The organism is Lentzea sp. NBRC 105346, from assembly GCF_030269605.1.
Lineage (GTDB): Bacteria > Actinomycetota > Actinomycetes > Mycobacteriales > Pseudonocardiaceae > Lentzea.
Genome location: NZ_BSTQ01000010.1, coordinates 82,721 through 100,779 on the forward strand (window position 1 = coordinate 82,721; position 18,059 = coordinate 100,779).

Here is an 18,059-nt window from a genome sequence, read left to right on the forward strand (position 1 = left end):
GGCTCGACCGGAAGTTCGACGTGGCCCAGGCGGCCTGAGGCTCAGGGGCGCATGGCGGATTTACTCGGGCGTGGGGCTGTGGCTGGATCGGAAGGCGGACCGCCGCCTCACCCTCAACGAAGAAGGTGTTGCGCCATGCACAAGTTGCCCGGCGCTGTTCTGGTCTCCGCTCTCACCATTGGTGGACTGCTCGTCGCCACCCCAACCGCGTCCGCGAATGTGCCGGTCACCCAGGTCAGTTCCGATCCCTACACCGACGCCCAGGCCCAGCACAAAACCGAAGTCGAGCCGGACACGTTCTCCTTCGGCACCACCATCGTCTCGGCCTTCCAGGTCGGCCGCGTCTCCGGCGGCGGCTCCTCCAACATCGGTTTCGCCACCTCGGCCAACGGCGGCGCCACCTGGACCCAGGGCTTCCTGCCCGGCACCACCGCCAACTCCGGCGGCCCTTGCGGACAGATCAGCGATCCCGCGGTCGCCTTCGACGCCAAGCACAACGTCTGGCTCATCTCCTCGCTCGGCATCGGCTGCCCCGGCACCCCGGTACTCACCAGCCGCTCCACCGACGGCGGCCTGACGTGGAGCAACCCGATCACCACGGCCACCGGGTCGCTGGACAAGAACTGGATCGTCTGTGACAACACGGCTTCCAGCCCGTTCTTCGGCAACTGCTACACCGAATACGACATCACCAGCGCCGGTGACGCCCTCCGCATGAAGACCTCCAGCGACGGCGGCCTCACCTGGGGCCCGGCCCGCGCCACCGGCGACAACGCCACCGGCCTCGGCGGGCAACCCGTGGTCCGGCCCAACGGCACCGTGCTCGTGCCGTACCAGTCCCTCAACGGCCAGATCCGCTCGTTCCGGTCCATCGACGGCGGCGCCAGCTGGCGCTCCACCGTGCTGGTCTCGACGATCAGCCACCACACCGTCGCCGGGGGCCTGCGGTCCGGAGCACTGCCTTCGGCCGAGATCGACGCCGCGGGCACCGCGTACGTGGCGTGGTCGGACTGCCGGTTCCGTTCCGGGTGCTCGAGCAACGACATCGTGCTCAGCAAGTCGACCAGCGAAACCACCTGGGGTGCGCCCACCCGCGTGCCGATCGACGCCACCACCAGCACCGTGGACCACTTCGTGCCCGGCATCGGTGTCGACCGCTCGACCTCCGGCGGCACGGCCCGAATCGGCCTGACCTACTACTTCTACCCCACCGCCAACTGCACCGCGGCCACCTGCCGGCTCGACGTCGGGTTCATCTCCTCGGTCAACGGCGGCACGAGCTGGAGTCCGGCCACCCAGGTCGCCGGGCCGATGTCGCTGTCGTGGATCCCCAACACGTCGCAGGGCCGCATGTTCGGCGACTACATCTCCACCTCGATCCGCAACGGCGGCAACGCCTTCCCAGTCGTTCCGATCGCGACCGCACCGACCGGAACGACGTTCAACCTCGGCATGTTCGCGCCGACCGGCGGCCTGGTTCTGACCGGTGGCACCGTGCGTGGCACCGACCCGGTCGCTGCGGGGCCCGCACACACCGAACGTATTCACAGCGAATGGAGTGTGAATTAGTCCGGTCGGATTGTTATTCCCACCTCCTGGATTTCGCACTCGCCCTCAGGTTGCCTTTGTCAACCGTCGCAACAAGGAGGGCCGAAAATGGCCGTTTCGCGTAGAAAACGGACAATCACACTCGGCGCAGCGGCCGCGCTGGTCGCGGGCTTGGTCGTAGTCGGCACCAACCACGAGGTCCAGGAGGTGCTGGGGCTCGCCGCCGAGCCCGGTGAAGGACTGCCGCACCACCCGCGCGAAATGCTCGAGGCGATGATGGGCGAGTCGCAGGAGGCGGGCGAGGAGGCATTCGAGTATTCGACCGCCGTCGGTCAGTTCGCGCAGGCGCGCTCTGCTCCCGGAATCGTGGCGCCCGGCGCGTACGGCGCGGCTTTCACCCAGCTGAAGGGCCTGTCCGCCACCGCTGGTCAGTGGTCGGAGATCACGAAGGTCCCGTACAACAGCGACGACCCGCGCTACCGCGACTACGCGTCGAACTCCAGCGGCGGCGCCGGCAACGTGACCGGCCGGATCACCGGCCTCGCGGCCGACAACGCGGGCCACGTGTACGCCGCGGGCGCGAACGGCGGCGTCTGGCGCTCCAGCACCGGCGGCGGCAACTGGGCGCCGATCGCCGACCAGCTGCCCAGCCTGTCCACCGGCGACCTGGCGCTCGCCGCCGACGGTTCGCTCTGGTACGCGACCGGCGAGGCCAACACCGGCGCCACCAGCTACGTCGGCTCGGGCGTCTACCGCCTGGCCGACCCGCGGGGCGGCCAGTTCACGCCGGACATGCGCGTCGGCGGTGCCGAGCTCGAAAGCGCCGTGATCCAGAAGGTCCGGTTCGCCGGCGGGAAGGTGTGGGCGGCGACCAACCGCGGTCTGTACACCCATGACGCCGCGAGCACGACCGGCGCGTGGCACCTCGAGTACGCCCCGAACCCCGACTACCTGCCCGGCGGCCCGAAGGCGAGCGACCCGAGCGCGGCGTACAAGAACATCGTCAACGACGTCGCCGCGGACCCGCGCAACCCCAGGCACGTGGTCGCCGCGATCGCCTGGCGCGGCGGTGACTCCTACAACGGCTTCTACGAGACGGCCGACTACACCGCGGGCGGCTGGAAGAAGGTCAACCTCGGCGGCGCCATCCCGGCCGACGACATCGGCTTCGCCACGTTCGCGTTCGCCGCGGACGGCTCGAAGCTCTACGCGATCAACCAGTCGCCGAAGCTCTACAACAAGGCCGTCGGCACGGTGAACAGCTACCTGGACGGCATCTACGTGTCGAACAACGGCTCACCGTCCGGGCCGTGGAGCAAGATCGCCGACTCCACCAAGCTCGCCAACTCCGGCTCCGCGCTCAAGCAGTCCATCGGCGGCAAGGGCTACGGACCCGGCATCCAGGCCTGGTACAACCAGTTCCTCGCCGTGGACCCCGCGAACCCGAACCACGTGTACGCAGGCCTCGAGGAGGTCAACGAGACCACCGACGGCGGCGCGAACTGGAAGGTCGTCGGACCGTACTGGAACTTCAGCTTCGGCTGCTGGAATCCCGACGACAGCAAGAACACCTGCCAGAAGACGACGCACTCCGACCAGCACTCCATCGCGGTCGGGTCCTACCAGGACAAGCCGTACGTCTTCGTGGGCAACGACGGCGGCCTCTACCGGCGCCCGGTGCAGGGTTCCACCGACCGCGACGGGCACGCCACGGACTGGCAGAACCTCAACGACGGCACCATCGACGCGCTGCAGTACTACTCGGTGTCGGTCGGCAAGGACACCTACAACGGCAAGACCGGCGTGGGCGTGAGCGGCGGCCTGCAGGACAACGGCGCCTCCATGCTGCGCGCCGGCGAGACCGCGATGGGCTCACCGTTCGGCGGCGACGGCGGCGACTCCCTCGCCGACCCGGACAACGCGTGCCGGCAGGTGCAGGAGTACGTCTACCTCGCGATGCGCGCCACGCAGAACTGCAACGCCAACACCAACCCGGACTCGTCGGCCTCCACCTCGGTGGACATCCAGCCGTACACCTCGAGTCCCGGTGACGAACCCGCGCGGTTCATCGCGCCGTTCGCCGCCGACGACCACAATGCGAACAACTGGATCGCGGGCGGCCAGCACGTCTGGTTCAACACCAAGGGATTCGGCATCAAGAGCGGCAAGGACTGGCAGAACGCGTTCGACCTCGGCGCGGGCCACGTCGCGACCGCGGTGAGCCTGTCCCAAGGCGTGGCCTACGTCGGCTGGTGCGGCCCGTGCAACAACCAGGGCTTCACCCGCGGCATCGCGGTCGGCAAGCTCGGCGACGCGAACAGCTTCCACCAGCTGAACCTGCCCGCCGACGGCGTGCTGCCCAACCGGTACGTCGCCGGCTTCGGCGTCGACCCGGCCAACCCCAACCACGCGTTCGTCGCGTTCAACGGGTTCAGCCGCCGCTGGACCGAGGGCCCCGGCGCGGGCGTAGGCCACGTCTTCGAGACGACCGACCAGGGCGCCACGTGGAAGGACGTGTCGGCGAACCTGCCCGACCTGCCCGCCAACGCGCTGAAGGTGCTGTCCAACGGCGCACTCGTGCTCGCCACCGACCTGGCCACGCTGTACCGCCCGGCCGGCGCGACCGAGTGGCAGCGCATGGGCAACGGCCTGCCCACCACCGCGGTGCTGGACGCCGAGTACTCCAAGACCGACAACGCGGTGTACGTGGCGACCCACGGGCGCGGCATCTGGAAGTTCGGCCTCACCTCGTGAGAACGGGCGGGGAGCTTCACCGGCCGAGTAGTCCGGGCGAAGCTCCCCACCGGTTCACCGCGTGAACTCCGTACACGAACGGCCCGCCGCACGCGATCGACCAGGCGTCAGCTTGCTGCCGCGATGATGTGGTGTGCGGCTTGGTCGATCTGCTCGCCGGTGGTCCAGCGGCCCAGCGACAGTCGCAATGCGCCCAGCCCACGACCAGAGGGCATCCCCATGGCGGTGAGCACCGGAGAAGGCTCGTGTTGTCCGCTGTGGCACGCTGAGCCGGTGGACGCGGCGAATTCCGTTGTGGTGTCGAGCAATTCGTGACCGACAATGCCGTCGATGCTGATATTGAGAGTGTTCGGCAACCGAGCCGTCTCGGGACCGTTGAGGTGGACTCGGCCCGGTAGCGCGGTGACGAGCAGTTGGTGAAGGCGGTCCCGCAACGCGCGGATACGGTCGTAGCCACCGGAGGCGAGGTCCTTCGCCGCGAGTTCGGCGGCGGTGCCGAGTGCCACGGCAAGAGCGACATTTTCGGTGCCGGCGCGCAGGCCGTGTTCCTGGCCGCCGCCGTACACCAACGGTTCCAGCGGTACGCCGGGCCGGATGCAAAGCGCGCCGATTCCCTTGGGGGCGTACATCTTGTGTCCAACGACGGTCACGAGGTCGTACTCGGTCGCGTCGAACGGGATCTTGCCGATGGCCTGGGCGGCGTCAGTGTGGAACACCACGCTGTGCTCGCGGGCGACCCGAGCGAGCTCGTCGATCGGTTGCAGTGCACCGGTTTCGTTGTTTGCCGCCATGATGGACACCAGGACGGTTCCTGGGGTGATCGCGGCGGCGAGGTCGTCTGGGTCAACCAGGCCGTTGCTGTCGACCGGCAAGAACGTCACGTCCGCGTTGTGCCGGCGGCGCAGCGCCTCGCATGCCTGCAACACCGCAGGATGCTCGGTGGGTTGGGTGATCACGTGCGGCCGGTCCACGCCCGAGGCGAGCACGGTACCTCGGATGGCGAGGTTGTCGGCCTCGGAGCCCGATCCCGTGAACACGATCCGCTCGGCTGAGGTGCCGAGGAGAGCGGCGACTTGATCACGGGCGTGGTCGACCGCGACGCGCGATTCCCGGCCGTAGTGGTGGGTGCTGGAGGGGTTTCCGAACTCCGCGGTCAGATACGGCAGCATCGCCTCGGTCACCACCGGGTCGATCGGTGTGGTGGCGTTGTAGTCGAGGTAGATGGGTCCGTCGAGGAGTCCACGTGGGACGGTCACGCGCTGACCTTCCTGTTGGAGTGGGTTTCGTACATGCGCACGGCGACCACGACTCCGGAGAGGGCGGTGAGTGCGGCGACCACCCATGGCGAAGCCGCCGTCGCGCCAGAGCCGGTAGACGAGTCCGTCGTCGGCAAGCGGAAGCACCTCAGGCACGGTCATCGTCTCCTCTCACCTTCAGTGTTCTACACTATTCCAAGGATGATTGGAGAACCATGGGCGACAGGGACGCGAAGACCGCGTTGTTCGACCAGTTCGCTCGCGTGGGGAAGGCCCTCGCGAGCGGCAAGAGGCTTGAGCTGCTCGACCTGCTCGCCCAGGGCGAGCGCACGGTCGACGCGCTCGCGAAGTCGGCGGAACTGGGGCTGACCACCGCCTCCGCCCACCTGCAGACCCTCAAGCAGGCCAACCTCGTGACCACCCGGCGCGAAGGCACGAAGATCTTCTACCGGCTGGCAGGCGACGACGTCGCCAAACTGTTCACGCTGCTGCGCACCGTCGCCGACGACCGGCTGCCCGATGTGCGGTCGGCGCGTGAGGCCTACCTGGGCGATGACACTGACGCGGTGACTCGCGAGGAGCTCCTGGATCGCGTTCGATCGGGACGCGCGACCGTGATCGACGTCCGGCCCGCCGCGGAGTTCGCCGCCGGTCACATCCCCGGCGCAGTGTCCGTTCCGCTCGAAGAGCTGGCGGACCGGCTGGCAGATCTCCCGGCCGGCCAGGAGATCGTGGCCTACTGCCGCGGCGCCTACTGCGTGCTCTCCCACGACGCCGTCCGCCTGCTCACCGCGCGGGGACGAACCGCCCGCCGGCTGGCCGACGGCATGCTCGAGTGGCGCCTCGCCGACCTCCCAGTCGCGGTCTGAGCTCTCCGAATGGACACCGTGATCACTCAACACCCCGCTCAGCAACGCATCCTCTCGGTGCTCGTCGCGGCCCAGGTCCTCAGCGGCGCCGGACTGGCCGCGGGCATCACGGTCGGCGCGTTGCTCGCCCAGGACATGCTTGGCGCCACCAGCGCGGCCGGCTTACCCGCGGCCTTGTTCACCATCGGCTCGGCACTGGCAGCCGTGCTGATCGCTCGCGTGTCCGGCCTGCACGGCAGACGGGCCGGTCTCGCGGGCGGCTACCTCACCGGCGCGGTCGGCGCGCTCGGTGTGGTCATCGCCGCCGCCACCGACAACGTCGTGCTGTTGTTCATCGCGTTGTTCGTCTACGGCGCGGGCAGCTCCACCAACCTCCAGGCCCGCTACGCCGGCGCCGACCTCGCCTCACCGCAACGCCGCGGCCGTGCGGTGAGCACCGTGCTCGTCGCCACCACGCTCGGCGCGGTGCTCGGCCCCAACCTCGTCACGCCGACCGGCGAACTGGCCGCACGCTGGGGCGTTCCGGCTCTCGCGGGTCCGTTCGCCCTCGCCGTGTTCGCCTACACCGCGGCCGCCATCGTGCTGTGGGTGCTGCTGCGGCCCGACCCACTGCTCACGGCCCGGTCCATGCCCGCGGCCCCCGTGACGAGCGGCAACCCGAGTGGCGACTCGCGGTTGCTGCTGATCGGCGCGACCACCATGGTGGTCATCCAGTTGGTCATGATCGCGATCATGACGATGACCCCGGTGCACATGCGCCATCACGGTCACGACCTCGCGGCCACCGGGTTCGTCATCGCCGTCCACGTCGCCGGGATGTACCTGCCCTCACCGCTCAGCGGCTGGCTCGTCGACCGGATCGGCAGGCTGCCGGTCGTCGCCGCCTCCGGTTTCACCCTGCTCGCGGCCGGGCTGGTCGCCGGTTTCGCGCCCGCCGAGTCGACTCTGCTGCTCACCCTGGCGCTTGGACTGCTCGGGCTGGGCTGGAACCTCGGGTTGGTCAGCGGCACCGCGCTGATCACCGACGCGGTGCCGCTCGAGTCTCGCGCGACCGTGCAGGGCCGCATCGACATGGCCATCGCCGTGGCCGGTGCGACCGGTGGCATGGCCTCGGGTTTCGTGGTCGCGAGCAGCAGCTACCCCGCCCTGTCGTTCGCGGGCGGCATCATCGCGCTCGCACTCGTGCCGCTCGTCGTCGTCCGTCCCCGGATCAAGGTCTGACTTTCTGATCCGGCGGGTCGAGTTCCGTGGGGTTCGATCGTCTTCTACTGGACGGGATCGCCGATCTGGCGGAGGTGCGTGATGCGACTCGACGTGCTGGACCACGAGCACCGGCTGCGCGTCCGGCTGTTCTTCTCCTTCGCGGAGCTGACCTCGCGCGTGCCGATGTCCGACGTGCCGAAGACGCTGCTGTACCGGCCGGAGTTCCTCGGCGCGCCGCTGCTCGACCTGTCCGCAGAGATGATGCGCGGCCCGTCGTTCTGGACCGCGGGTGAGCGCGAGTACATCGCGATGTCCACCGCCAAGCTGCTGCAATGCCCGTTCTGCATCGACAGCCACACGGAGATGACCCGGATCGCCTCGGAGGGTGAGATCGACGCGGCTGATCCCAGCTCGGCGCGTCCCGAGCTCGCCGCGATTCTCGCGCTGCTGGAAAAGATCACCACCGCGCCGGACGATGTCAGTGCCCTCGACGTCCCGGCAGGCGTTTCGCGCGAGGCGGTGCTGGACGCGCTGCATGTCAACCTGATCTGGAACATCGTCAACCGGCTCGCCAACGCGTTCGGCTTCCAGCTGCACTCCCAGGAACAACTCGTCAAGGGAACGCAGTCACTGCACCGCTTCGGCTACCGCTTCCCCGGCTTCCTCACCGGTGGCACCAACACAGCCGCGACCGGCGAACGTCACGAACGGCTGGTCGGCAACCTGCGCACGGCGGTGTTCGACTCCCCCTGCAAGACCGGCCCTGCCGCACGCCGGGCGGCCGCAAGCGGTGATCCTGTCGACGCGCCGTGGGCCTCGTACGCGGAGAAGGTGCGCGACTCGTCGTATCGAGTGACCGACACCGACATCGCCGATCTGAAAGCCGCCGGGCTCAGCGAGGACGAGATCTTCGAGATCACCGTCGCCGCCGCCGTCGGCGCCGCGCTGCGCAGCCTCTACGCCGGTCTGCGCGCACTGCCGGAAAGATGACTCACACAAGTAAAACCGTGAATAGGTGCCCGCAACTGGTCAGGATGCTGGCGAGTCCACGCCGTTCTCGACCGGGTGTCCGCTGCGCGACCACTCCGGGAAGCCGTCCTCGAGGCGCGCCGCACGGTAGCCACGCCGCTGCAGCGTGCGCACCGCATCGTCGGCGTACACGCAATAGGGCCCGCGGCAGTACGCCACCACTTCGCGATCCTTTGGCACACCGCGGACTTTGCGTCGCAGCTCGTCAAGCGGCATCGAAACAGCGCCCGCGATGTGCCCTGCGCGGAACTCCGGCTCCGGCCGCACGTCGAGCACGACTACATCTCCGCGGCGCATCCGGTCGACCAACTCGGCGCGGGAGACGGTCTGCAGCGTGGACCGGTCACCGAGGTAGGCAGCGGCGAGACTGTCGAGCTCGGCAAGGTGCTCGGCGGCGACGTCACGGACCGCGACCCACAGGTCCAGCACCCGGCCGCCGGCCAGCGAGTAGTAGATCCGGTTGCCGTCGCGGCGAGTGCCGACCAGCCCGGCCTTCAGCATCTGCTGCAGGTGCTGCGAGGTGTTGGCGACGCTCTGCCCGATCTCGCTCGCGATCTCCTCTACCGACCGCTCGCCCTGCGCGAGCAAGTCGACGATCTCGGATCGCCTGCCGCTGCTCAGCGCCTTGGTGATGCGCGCGAACCCGTCGAACAGCGCGTCCTTGGCAACCCGGTCGCTCATCTCACACCCCTTCCCTCCACATCGATTCTTCTATTCAATCGAACACTTGACAAGTTCGGGCGAGCGGCGGAGCATTCAAACATTCACTTGAATAGTCCCGCCTTCGTGGAAGGGGGTGGGTGACGATGGCGACCGCCTCGGCACACCTGCCTGCTGTATCAGCACAGTCCGCCGTGCGCGCCGGCGCCGCGGTGATGAGCCTGGCCGGCCTCGGCTTCGTCGGCTACGCGGTGATCTTCTTCATCCGCAACTTCACCGACTCGTTCCTCGAACTGGGCATCGGCTCGGGCGAGGTCAGCGTCGGCAAAGCACAGATCGAGCAGTTCTCTCCCTCGCTCTACCACTACATCAGCCACCTGCACATCGCGGTCAGCGGCTTCATCGCCGCGGCCGGGCTCGCCGTCGCGTGCCTGGCCTGGTTCGGTGTGCGCCACGGCCAGATGTGGGCGCTGGTCACCGCGGTTGCCGTCCCCGTCCTCGGGCTGTCCGTCGCCCTGCCCGCGCACTACCCGTGGGGATTCGACACCCTCGGGCATCTCGGCCTGATCTACCTCGACACGCTGATCTTCGTCGTCGGTGCCGCGCTTGCCTACTACGGCCTGACGCGCTCCCGCGCCGAGACCTGATTCAGGGCTTGACCGCGGCCACCCGTTCGACCATGCCGAGCTTGAGCCGTTCCTGCCGCTGGACCACGAACCCAGCCTGTTCCACCAGCGGCAGCGGGCGGCGGGTCTGGTAGTCGCCGCACATCCGGACACTCAGCTTCTCCAGCAGTGACTGACCGAAGTGGACGATCCGGTGGTGGCTGCCGACGTGGTCGAGAAGGAGCAACTTGCCGCCAGGTCGCAGCACGCGGTACATCTCGGCGATCGCCGCGCGTTCATCCGGGACACCGCACAGCCCGAGCGTGCAGACCACGGTGTCGAACGAGGCGTCGGCGAACGGCAGCGCCTGCGCGTCTCCCTCGCACAGCTCGACTCCGCGGCCGAGCTCGGCGGCACGGGTGCGGGCGATGTCGAGCATGGCCGGGCTGAGGTCCAGGCCGGTGAGCCTGACGTCCGCCGGATAGTGCGGGAGGTTGCGGCCGGTACCGATGGCGACCTCGAGCACCTCGCCGACGGCCTGCGGGCACACCCATTCGCGGCCGCCGGCGAACTGGATGCGTTCGAAGAAGCTGATGTCGCGGTCGTAGCGCGGTGCGTAGCGGTCCCACACCTGACGAAGACCGTCCGTGGTGAGCTTCCTGCTCATGTCGATGTCCCTTCAGGCAGCAGCCCACGCGTGAGCAGGCCTGCCAGCGTGGCTGGAACGGCAGCGGTGTCGACGGGTTGCCGGGCGGGATCCCAGTGCAGGTGCACCGCCCACAACACGCAGGTCTCCAGGATCGTGCGGGCGACCAGCGGCGCAGGTCCGGGCAGTCGCAACGCCTTGCGCCGCTGGAGATACTCGGCCAGCACACCGACCAGGCCCGAGCGGCCCTGACCGAACCAGACCTCGTCCAGCTCCGGCAACTCCGGGGCGCAGCGGTCGATCAGCTTGATGCTGACCCGGTGCCGCGCCAGCGTCTCGTAGAGGTTCGTGATGATCTCGCTCAGCTCCACGGCGAGCGGACCACGTCGCCGCGCCGACACCGCCTCGACCAGCCGCAGCTGCCCGATCTCGTTGCCGAGCCGCTCGGCCACCAGCGCCGCCAGCTCTCCCTCCATCGGCGCGGGAACCGGAAACCGGTCGGCACCAGGTAGCGACTCGACCCCATCGGCGTACCGCAGCGCGGCCCCGAGCAGCGCGTCCTTGTTCGCCACGTAGCCGTAGACGGTGCCCTTCGCCACCCCGAGCACGTCGGCGACGTCCTGCATCTGGGTCCGTTGGAAGCCCTGCGCGATGAAGGTCTCGGCCGCGGCCGAGACGAGCCTGGGAAACATGTCGGCGGAACGAGTGCGTGGCACCCTTCCAGAATAAATGACCGACTGAGTCAGTCAATACCGTCGGCTCCCTGAATGGCGCTGTGAACGGTTGCGGCGACGCGATCGGCCGCGTGATCCGGTTCCGACTGACCCGCGGCGAACCAGGCGATCACCTCCCGGAGTGCACCGGGGAAAACCTCGTCCTCAGCACGATCACCGCACAGATCGCGCAGCGCCCGCAAGCGCTGGTCGTCGACCTGCGTCAGATCACGTTCTTCGGCTCCGCCGGAATACGAGTGCTTGGCCAGGCCCACGCCGATGCGCAGCGCGAGGGAACGCGACTGGCGATCGTCGCCAACCAGCGTCTCTTGCTGCGCACGCTCGCCATCACCCAGGTCGACAAGGTTCTTGACGTGTACCGCAACGCGTTCGAGGCGCTCGCAGACATCGCACTGAACTCCTACTAGCCGACGTCGTCAGCCGCACGCGGCCGGACGGGGATTTCGGTGCGGCGGATGAGGCCGTTCGGCCCTCGCGACAGCATGCGGGCAGGATGAGCATGGCAGTACGGGACGGGTAGGGCATGACGCCCGTCTCCAGTGCGGCGTCGGTTGTCCCCGAGCGGTGGGCATGATTGACGCCCCAGTCGCCACCGTCTTCGTGCACGTCGTGCCTGATGGCCACCCAGTGCCGCCTGGGGGCCGTCGGCTGTCCCAGGAGTTCGTCGCGGCAGCGCCGGTGCTCGCGCCCGGCAGGCAGCACCCCGGCACTGGTGCGCGGCGATCTGGCGCTCACGGCGACCACGCTCACGACCGGTGAGATCACCGTCCAGATCGCCCGCCGTCAGCCGGACGGGTCGTGGTTGTGGGTCGTGGACCAGCCGGTTCTCGTGCCGTGACGACATGAAGCAGATCGCGGGCGCCGGCGTGAGGTTGCCCCTAGACCTCCGCCGGCACCGGCATCGACAACACGGTGAACGTCCAGCGGAGCGCCGATCCGCCGCAGCTCAGCGCCTTGTATGCGGAGTATCTGGCTAGCCGGCGACCGGAGCACAAACCGCATACGCTTCGAACTCGCCCCACCGTTCCTGGTGGGGGTCCGTCACCTCGAAGGGCCGTTCCTCCACTGTCCACCCGGACAGGTCTGACTCGGGATAACTGGCCAGGAAGTACTGGAGGCTGACCTTGTTCTTGAAGCCGCCGCCCGTCACCTGAAAGCCCTTCGGGCACTTCGCGGTCACGCGGCCGGAATCCGCTCCCTGGCCGCCGCCCTTCATCGTAACGATCTTGTTCGTCGGCTCCGCGTCGCTGGCGGCCATGGCCACCGCCGTCCCGCCAACGCCGCCGACCACGATCGCCGCAGCGACGATCACGACAACCCGCCTGCGCATCTCGACTCCTTCCACCTCACTCGTTCCTGAACACGGACAGCAACTGTTCAGACACAAGCTGCAACCAGCATGATCAATGTGACTAGAGGGACAGATGTGGCAGCAGTGACCGCCGGACCACACGATTGATTGACGTCAAACCGACGTCACCGCTCGCTCGTGGCCGCTGCAGGTCGTGGACCTCCGCCGGGATCAAACCCACGCTGTGCGTCCCCGGCTGACAAGCCCTACCTCGGTTTCAGTTCACCTCAGACCGGGGAAGGCCGAGTTGATCCGAAAGCTCACCGCAGCCGTGCTCGCCCTTGCCGTCGCACAGGAGCGCAAGTGATCGCCAGCCTGTCGACGCGATACCGACGGTGGATCGTGGCGGACCGGATATCGACACCGCCACCGACATCATCGGTGAACTCCTCAAGCCGACAACCGCGGCGGGTGTCGCGGCGTTGTGCAGGACGGTGCTACCAGCGGCCGCGGTCACGGAGGCACGGTCTTCAACAGGGAGGATGGAACGCAACGCCGGGGAAGTACTGGGCCCACTGAGCCGTGGTGATCGCGGGACGCGCGGTCGCGCAGATCCATTCCGCCGCACGGTCGGCCGTGTCCGGAACGCGGGCGGGGATGTTCCATAGCAACGCGGTGTCGTCGTCGCTTCCGGTGGCCAGCGTGTGCCCGTCCGGGCTGAACGCGACCGAGACGACCGGCCGGTGGTGGCCGCCGAGCATTGCCAGCTGCTTGGGTTCGTGCGGGTCGCTGATGTCCCACAACCGGGCCGTGTTGTCCTGGCTCCCGGTGGCGAGCATCCGGCCGTCGGCCCGGAACGCGACCGATCGCACGGCCGCCTCGTGGCCGCGGAGGACGCTCAACTCGCGCAGCGTGGTCATGTCCCACAGGCGGACGGTGTTGTCCTGGCTCGCCGTGGCCAGCATCCCGCCGTCCGGGCTGAACGCGACCCACACGACCGGCGCTGTGTGGCCGGTGAGGAACACCGGGTGGGCGGGGTCCCGCCAGACTCCGGCCAGGTGATCCCAGCCGCCGGTGGCGACCACGTTCCCTTGTGGGCTGAACGCGACCGACACGACCGCATCGGTGTGCCCGGTCAGCGTCGCGACCTCGGCGGCGCCGTCCCACAGCTTGACGGTTGCGTCGGTGCTGGCGGTGGCCACCAGTCTGCTGTCCGCGCTGAACGCGACGGCGTTGACCTCACGCGTATGTCCACTGAGGACGGACCGCGTCTCGGACGAGCCGGCGTCCCACAGCCGCGCGGTGCGGTCCCAGCTCGCCGTCGCCACCCGCGTTCCGTCGGGGCTGAACGCCGCCGCGTTGACGGTGGCGCCATGACCGGTCAGCACGGCGACCTCGTGGCCGTCGCGCCACAGCCGGGCGGTGTGGTCGTGGCTCGCGGTGACGATCGTGCGGCCGTCCGGGCCGAAGGCCACGGTGTTGACGTGCCCGGTGTGGCCGGTCAGCCGGGCGGTGTCCGGGATGGGGAACGAGCCGAGCAGGCTGTCGCGCGCGTCCGCGGTGGGCGACAGGCGGTACGCGGCGAGGCTCAGCTGGGCGGCCAGCGCGGGATCCGTCCGGCGCAGCGCGACCGCCTTGCCCGCCACGATCTGCGACAACGCTACGTCGCGCTGGTGCGCGGCGCCGCGCTCGGCGCGCACGGCGACCGCCGCACCGCCCGCGGCGACCACGAGCAACACGACCAGCAGCGCGACCAGCTGTCTCGCCCGGCGCGCGCGCCGGGTCTCCAGGGCGTGACCGGCGTCGAGGAACCGCCGCTCGCGGACGGTCAGCTCGGTGTGGTGCCGCGCGGCCCACTCGCGTGCCACGCGCAGCCGTGTGCCGCGGTAGAGCGACTCGGTGTCCCGGCCGAGCGTCTCCCACACGCTGGTCGCCTCGGTCAGCTGACGGTGCAGCCTGCGCCCTTCCCGGTCGTCGGCCAGCCAGTCGCGCAGCCGGGGCCAGCGCTGGATGAGGGCTTCGTGGGCGAGATCGACACCGTGGCCGTCCGCGGTCAGCAGCCGTGCGGCCGTGTACCTCTCCAGCACGACAGTGAGGTCGGGGTCGTCGTCGAGCTCGCCATGCGGGACGTGCCGCCGGGTGTCCTCCGTGCCGTCGCCGAGCGCGATCAGCCGCAGAAACAGTCCTCTGGCCAGCTCTCGCTGCCGGTCGGTCAGCGCGCCGAACACCGCCTCGGCCGTCCGTGCCAGCGCGCCGGTCAGGCCGCCGACCGCCGTGAACCCGGCGAGTGTCAGCGTGTTGCCGCGTCTGCGCCGCCACGTCTCGCGCAACGCGTGCGACAACAGCGGTAGCACACCCGCCTGTCCCGCCGCCTCGGCCACGACCGCGGTCTGCAGCGCGCCCTCGACCGCGCATCCGGCTGCGGCGGCGGGCTGGACGACGGCGCGGCGCAGCTCCTCCGCGGTCATCGGACCGACCGGCACCTGAGCCTCGCGGATCCGTTCGGCCAGGACGGGACGGGCGATGCAGTGCGCGAAGAAGTCGGCCCGCACCGCGACCACGACCTGACGCGATGTCGAGACCACGGCGTCGATGAACGCGTCCGCGTCCCGGCAGCCGGTGAAGACCTCTTCGAACTGGTCGACGACCACCACGTCCGCATCGGGCAGCGGTTCACCGGGCGTGATCAGCGCCGCCGAGCTGAGCCGGGGCAACAGACCCGCCCTCAGCAGCGACGACTTCCCCGACCCCGACGCGCCGAACACCGTCACGAACCGCCGGTCGGCGAGCAGCCCGAGCAACTCCTCGACCAGCCGTTCGCGGCCGAAGAACCGGTCGGCGTCCGCCACTTGGAACGCGCCCAGCCCCACGTAGGGCGAGGTGGTGTCGTCGCCCGCCGGCTCGGTCGTGGCGGCGAGCGCGTGCCAGCGCTGCTCCCACTGCGCGACGTCGCCGTCGCACGCGCGAACATACGCCAGCGTCACTTCCAGGCTGGGCAGTTTCCGACCGCCCGCGGCATCCGACAGGGCCGAGGCCGAGTAGTGCGTCCGGCGCGCCAGCTCCCGGTAAGGCGGGCTGCCCGCCGCGACGCGCAACGCCCTGAGCTCACCGGCGAACCGCACCAGCGGGTTGTCCTCCACACCGTCAAGCGGACGCTCTCCCCGTGGCATGGCCGGGATTGTTCAGCGGTTGTCGTTCAGTGTTCGCGGCTCGACACAAGACAACCCGTTCGCACTAAACCGAGTCCCGGCAACCGATCGAGGGGAGGAATGACACGTGGTGAGGAAAGTGGTCGTCCTGGTGATGACGTTCATGGCCGTGCTGACCGCGGCTCCGGCGATGGCCGATTCGGTGCCCGAGCAACGGGTCGATCAGAACGTCCGCATCTGGCGCCAGTACACGGCCAGCGGATACCGCATCTGGGCCGAGGCCCGGTACTTCGCGTTCTGGGGTCATTACGACCTGTGGGGACCGAACCTCAACGCCAAGGACCCCGCCGGCGAGGACACCCACTGGGAGGTCGGCGAGGACACCAGGCCCTTCGGCGCATGGGGCAGCGGCTGGGCCTGTGCCAGGGGATGGGCGTTCTACGACGGCGCCTACCACTCCATGGGAGAGGCCTGCATACCGGTGTAGGCCGGGTCGGCCGGTGTGTCCCGCCGCCTCGCGGGAACACCGGCCGATCGCTCGTCCGCCGGAACCCACCGGGCAGCATCAGCTCGTCGACCCCGACATCCCAGGCGAGCACTTCCCCACCTGAGGCCTGATTGTCCACAGTGGACCAAAGGAGTTTCGAGAATAGCCGTCATCCACTGCCCCGAAAGCCTTGCCGTGCCGCAGACCGCACCCCTCAAGACCGGTCCGGATGGCGTGGCGGTCAACGGCAACCGATCCGCGATAGACGCAGGGCGCGGAGATCGCCCTGGGCATACTTCCACTCATGAGCTCTCAGCCTGCGGAGCCGCAACCGACCATCGCGCCCGCGGAGACGGCGTGCCCCTGCGGTTGCGGGTTGATCGTGCCCACCGGAGTCGCCGAGCGGGAACGCGGCGTACACGCCGACGCGGAAGCAGCTGCCGGCAGCGCGAACCGGAGGCCGATCCAGCGGCTCGACACGGTTGTGCTGTTGTCCGGCGCGGTTGGCGCGGGAAAGTCGACAGTGGCGCGGATCGTGGCACGCCGGTTCGAGCGCGGCGTGCACCTGGATATGGATGTGGTGCTCAACCACTTCGTGGTGAGCGGTCTGAACAACGACCCCGAGCAGATCCAGCTCGGGCTGCGCAATGCCGCGGCTCTGGCGGCGAACTTCCACGACAACGGTTATGCCGTGATCATGGAAGGGGCGGTGCCGGACCGGCACAGCCTCGACACGCTTCGGACCTGCCTGGCGCCCCGGCAATTGACACTTGTCGTCTTGGCGCCGCCGGTCTCGGTCAGCGTGGAGCGCGATCGCACCCGTGGCGGCAAGAGCGTGGCCCACTTGTTCGGTCACCTTGATGCGCAGATGCGCACAGAACTCGCCAACGAGGGTGCGTGGCTGGACACCGCTGCGTTGACACCAGCACAAACCGCCGAGCACGTGCTGACCCTGCTCCGCCCTGCCTAACCACGTCGAAGAGCCCACACCCTGTCCAATGCTGCATTCCCGGAGTGGCACACGTTGTGGACTCACCACGGCAACGGCAACTGAACGTCCTCAAGGTGCCCGGCCTGCCTTGCCGATCGCGCCCCACGGGCTGGCGACACTAACGAGCGACACAGCGCACGGCCGGCGGCACCGCGGTGAGCGGCGGCTGGACGTCGGTCGACCTGGACCAAGTACGCGAGGACATTGACGAGATCAACGCCGATGCGCGGGAGGCCACCAACGACAACCTGATGCACTACCTGCATCGTCTCAAGGTTTACGGCGAGGTCCACGAGCTGCCCGGCTGGTTGGCCGAAACCGCGCGCTGCCACCCCACCTACGAATCGGCCATCTGCTACATCGAGCTGCCCAGCGGTGACCCGCTGCCGCAGTCGAGGCAACCGGCGTGGCCGGTGCCCGTCGCCACCCCCAGCTACTCAAAGCGCTGCTGGCCGTGCGCGAAATCCTCGACCCACCGCCGTGGGAAGACGTCCTCACCGACGTCATGAACCACTACCGGGTGGTGGTCAACCAGACCCGGCGCCAAGACGGACTGGCGCCCATCGACTGGGACGCACCAGCGCCTTAGGGCTACGGGATGGGTGTTTTGCCGCGGCGGGCGCGCCAGAAGCGGCGCCACCGCACCCGAAGGGTGATCGTGTGTTCGAGCATCGGGTCGTAGCCCATTCGGAAAGAGCCTTGCTGAGATCCTGCTCAAGCGTAGCGCGGAAGCCATCCTGCGAGAAATTCGAGTGCCTACCTAAGCTGCCAGGCATTACTGACTGAAGGAAGCTTGCCGAGAGCCTCAAGTCAGCCTGCTAAGCGCATGGGGCGCAC

The 18,059-nt window shown here is 68.9% G+C and carries 17 protein-coding genes; 11 read left to right on the forward strand and 6 right to left on the reverse strand.

Annotation, left to right across the window (positions count from 1 at the left end; genetic code table 11):
- The first annotated feature begins 135 nt into the window (after positions 1-135).
- Complete coding sequence (locus QSK35_RS21730) at positions 136-1,569, forward strand: sialidase family protein (protein WP_285749032.1); 1,434 nt, start codon at positions 136-138, stop codon at positions 1,567-1,569.
- Positions 1,570-1,656: 87 nt separating this feature from the next.
- Entirely contained in the window at positions 1,657-4,302 is a 2,646-nt protein-coding gene (locus QSK35_RS21735; RefSeq protein WP_285749034.1) for a beta propeller repeat protein, read from the forward strand.
- Between the two features lie 107 nt (positions 4,303-4,409).
- Here QSK35_RS21735 and QSK35_RS21740 read toward each other — a convergent pair whose 3' ends face one another.
- The gene (locus QSK35_RS21740) at positions 4,410-5,558 is read right to left on the reverse strand and encodes a cysteine desulfurase family protein (protein WP_285749036.1); all 1,149 of its coding nucleotides are present in this window, start codon (positions 5,556-5,558) and stop codon (positions 4,410-4,412) included.
- 215 nt (positions 5,559-5,773) lie between these two features.
- On the opposite strand from QSK35_RS21740, the gene QSK35_RS21745 reads away from it, so the two are divergent.
- From QSK35_RS21745 to QSK35_RS21755, 3 genes are all read left to right on the forward strand, one after another.
- Positions 5,774-6,427 carry an ArsR/SmtB family transcription factor gene (locus QSK35_RS21745; RefSeq protein WP_285749038.1) on the forward strand — a complete coding sequence of 218 codons (654 nt, stop codon included), beginning with the start codon at positions 5,774-5,776 and terminating at the stop codon, positions 6,425-6,427.
- Between the two features lie 18 nt (positions 6,428-6,445).
- Complete coding sequence (locus QSK35_RS21750) at positions 6,446-7,648, forward strand: MFS transporter (RefSeq protein ID WP_285749040.1); 1,203 nt, start codon at positions 6,446-6,448, stop codon at positions 7,646-7,648.
- Positions 7,649-7,729: 81 nt separating this feature from the next.
- Positions 7,730-8,620 (forward strand): carboxymuconolactone decarboxylase family protein, encoded by an 891-nt coding sequence (locus QSK35_RS21755; RefSeq protein ID WP_285749042.1) that lies wholly within the window; start codon positions 7,730-7,732, stop codon positions 8,618-8,620.
- Positions 8,621-8,659: 39 nt separating this feature from the next.
- On the opposite strand, the gene QSK35_RS21760 is transcribed toward QSK35_RS21755, so the two are convergent.
- Positions 8,660-9,340, reverse strand: coding sequence for a metalloregulator ArsR/SmtB family transcription factor (locus QSK35_RS21760; protein ID WP_285749044.1), 681 nt, complete (start codon positions 9,338-9,340; stop codon positions 8,660-8,662).
- Between the two features lie 125 nt (positions 9,341-9,465).
- Here QSK35_RS21760 and QSK35_RS21765 point away from each other — a divergent pair, with 125 nt between their 5' ends.
- Positions 9,466-9,966, forward strand: a complete 501-nt coding sequence (locus QSK35_RS21765; protein ID WP_285749046.1) for a hypothetical protein — start codon at positions 9,466-9,468, stop codon at positions 9,964-9,966.
- Between the two features lies 1 nt (position 9,967).
- Here QSK35_RS21765 and QSK35_RS21770 read toward each other — a convergent pair whose 3' ends face one another.
- Both QSK35_RS21770 and QSK35_RS21775 read right to left on the reverse strand, forming a co-directional pair.
- Positions 9,968-10,591: a class I SAM-dependent methyltransferase gene (locus QSK35_RS21770; protein WP_285749048.1), complete on the reverse strand. Its 624-nt coding sequence runs from the start codon at positions 10,589-10,591 to the stop codon at positions 9,968-9,970.
- A complete protein-coding gene (locus tag QSK35_RS21775) occupies positions 10,588-11,286 on the reverse strand; it encodes a TetR/AcrR family transcriptional regulator (RefSeq protein ID WP_285749050.1) in 699 nt (232 codons plus the stop codon). Before QSK35_RS21775 ends, QSK35_RS21770 begins: the two co-directional genes overlap by 4 nt.
- A gap of 89 nt (positions 11,287-11,375) precedes the next feature.
- Here QSK35_RS21775 and QSK35_RS21780 point away from each other — a divergent pair, with 89 nt between their 5' ends.
- Both QSK35_RS21780 and QSK35_RS21785 read left to right on the forward strand, forming a co-directional pair.
- On the forward strand, positions 11,376-11,711 hold the full coding sequence (locus QSK35_RS21780) for an STAS domain-containing protein (RefSeq protein ID WP_285749052.1): 336 nt from the start codon (positions 11,376-11,378) through the stop codon (positions 11,709-11,711).
- 305 nt (positions 11,712-12,016) lie between these two features.
- Positions 12,017-12,142, forward strand: a complete 126-nt coding sequence (locus QSK35_RS21785; protein WP_285749054.1) for a hypothetical protein — start codon at positions 12,017-12,019, stop codon at positions 12,140-12,142.
- Positions 12,143-12,277: 135 nt separating this feature from the next.
- Here QSK35_RS21785 and QSK35_RS21790 read toward each other — a convergent pair whose 3' ends face one another.
- Both QSK35_RS21790 and QSK35_RS21795 read right to left on the reverse strand, forming a co-directional pair.
- Complete coding sequence (locus QSK35_RS21790; RefSeq protein ID WP_285749056.1) at positions 12,278-12,634, reverse strand: hypothetical protein; 357 nt, start codon at positions 12,632-12,634, stop codon at positions 12,278-12,280.
- Between the two features lie 491 nt (positions 12,635-13,125).
- Complete coding sequence (locus QSK35_RS21795) at positions 13,126-15,765, reverse strand: nSTAND1 domain-containing NTPase (protein WP_285749058.1); 2,640 nt, start codon at positions 15,763-15,765, stop codon at positions 13,126-13,128.
- A gap of 106 nt (positions 15,766-15,871) precedes the next feature.
- Here QSK35_RS21795 and QSK35_RS21800 point away from each other — a divergent pair, with 106 nt between their 5' ends.
- The 3 genes from QSK35_RS21800 (at position 15,872) to QSK35_RS21810 (ending at position 17,731) form a co-directional block, all read left to right on the forward strand.
- Positions 15,872-16,231: a hypothetical protein gene (locus QSK35_RS21800; protein WP_285749059.1), complete on the forward strand. Its 360-nt coding sequence runs from the start codon at positions 15,872-15,874 to the stop codon at positions 16,229-16,231.
- Positions 16,232-16,613: 382 nt separating this feature from the next.
- Positions 16,614-17,201 carry an adenylyl-sulfate kinase gene (locus QSK35_RS21805; RefSeq protein WP_285749440.1) on the forward strand — a complete coding sequence of 196 codons (588 nt, stop codon included), beginning with the start codon at positions 16,614-16,616 and terminating at the stop codon, positions 17,199-17,201.
- Between the two features lie 176 nt (positions 17,202-17,377).
- Positions 17,378-17,731 (forward strand): hypothetical protein, encoded by a 354-nt coding sequence (locus QSK35_RS21810; protein ID WP_285749060.1) that lies wholly within the window; start codon positions 17,378-17,380, stop codon positions 17,729-17,731.
- Positions 17,732-18,059: the final 328 nt, after the last annotated feature.

Excerpts from the sequence above, each read along its gene's own strand:
- QSK35_RS21770 (WP_285749048.1), bottom strand. The coding sequence starts at position 10,591 with ATGAGCAGGAAGCTCACCACGGACGGTCTTCGTCAGGTGTGGGACCGC.
- QSK35_RS21735 (WP_285749034.1), top strand. The coding sequence starts at position 1,657 with ATGGCCGTTTCGCGTAGAAAACGGACAATCACACTCGGCGCAGCGGCC.
- QSK35_RS21755 (WP_285749042.1), top strand. The coding sequence starts at position 7,730 with ATGCGACTCGACGTGCTGGACCACGAGCACCGGCTGCGCGTCCGGCTG.
- QSK35_RS21795 (WP_285749058.1), bottom strand. The coding sequence starts at position 15,765 with ATGCCACGGGGAGAGCGTCCGCTTGACGGTGTGGAGGACAACCCGCTG.
- QSK35_RS21745 (WP_285749038.1), top strand. The coding sequence starts at position 5,774 with ATGGGCGACAGGGACGCGAAGACCGCGTTGTTCGACCAGTTCGCTCGC.
- QSK35_RS21760 (WP_285749044.1), bottom strand. The coding sequence starts at position 9,340 with ATGAGCGACCGGGTTGCCAAGGACGCGCTGTTCGACGGGTTCGCGCGC.
- QSK35_RS21730 (WP_285749032.1), top strand. The coding sequence starts at position 136 with ATGCACAAGTTGCCCGGCGCTGTTCTGGTCTCCGCTCTCACCATTGGT.
- QSK35_RS21765 (WP_285749046.1), top strand. The coding sequence starts at position 9,466 with ATGGCGACCGCCTCGGCACACCTGCCTGCTGTATCAGCACAGTCCGCC.
- QSK35_RS21790 (WP_285749056.1), bottom strand. The coding sequence starts at position 12,634 with ATGCGCAGGCGGGTTGTCGTGATCGTCGCTGCGGCGATCGTGGTCGGC.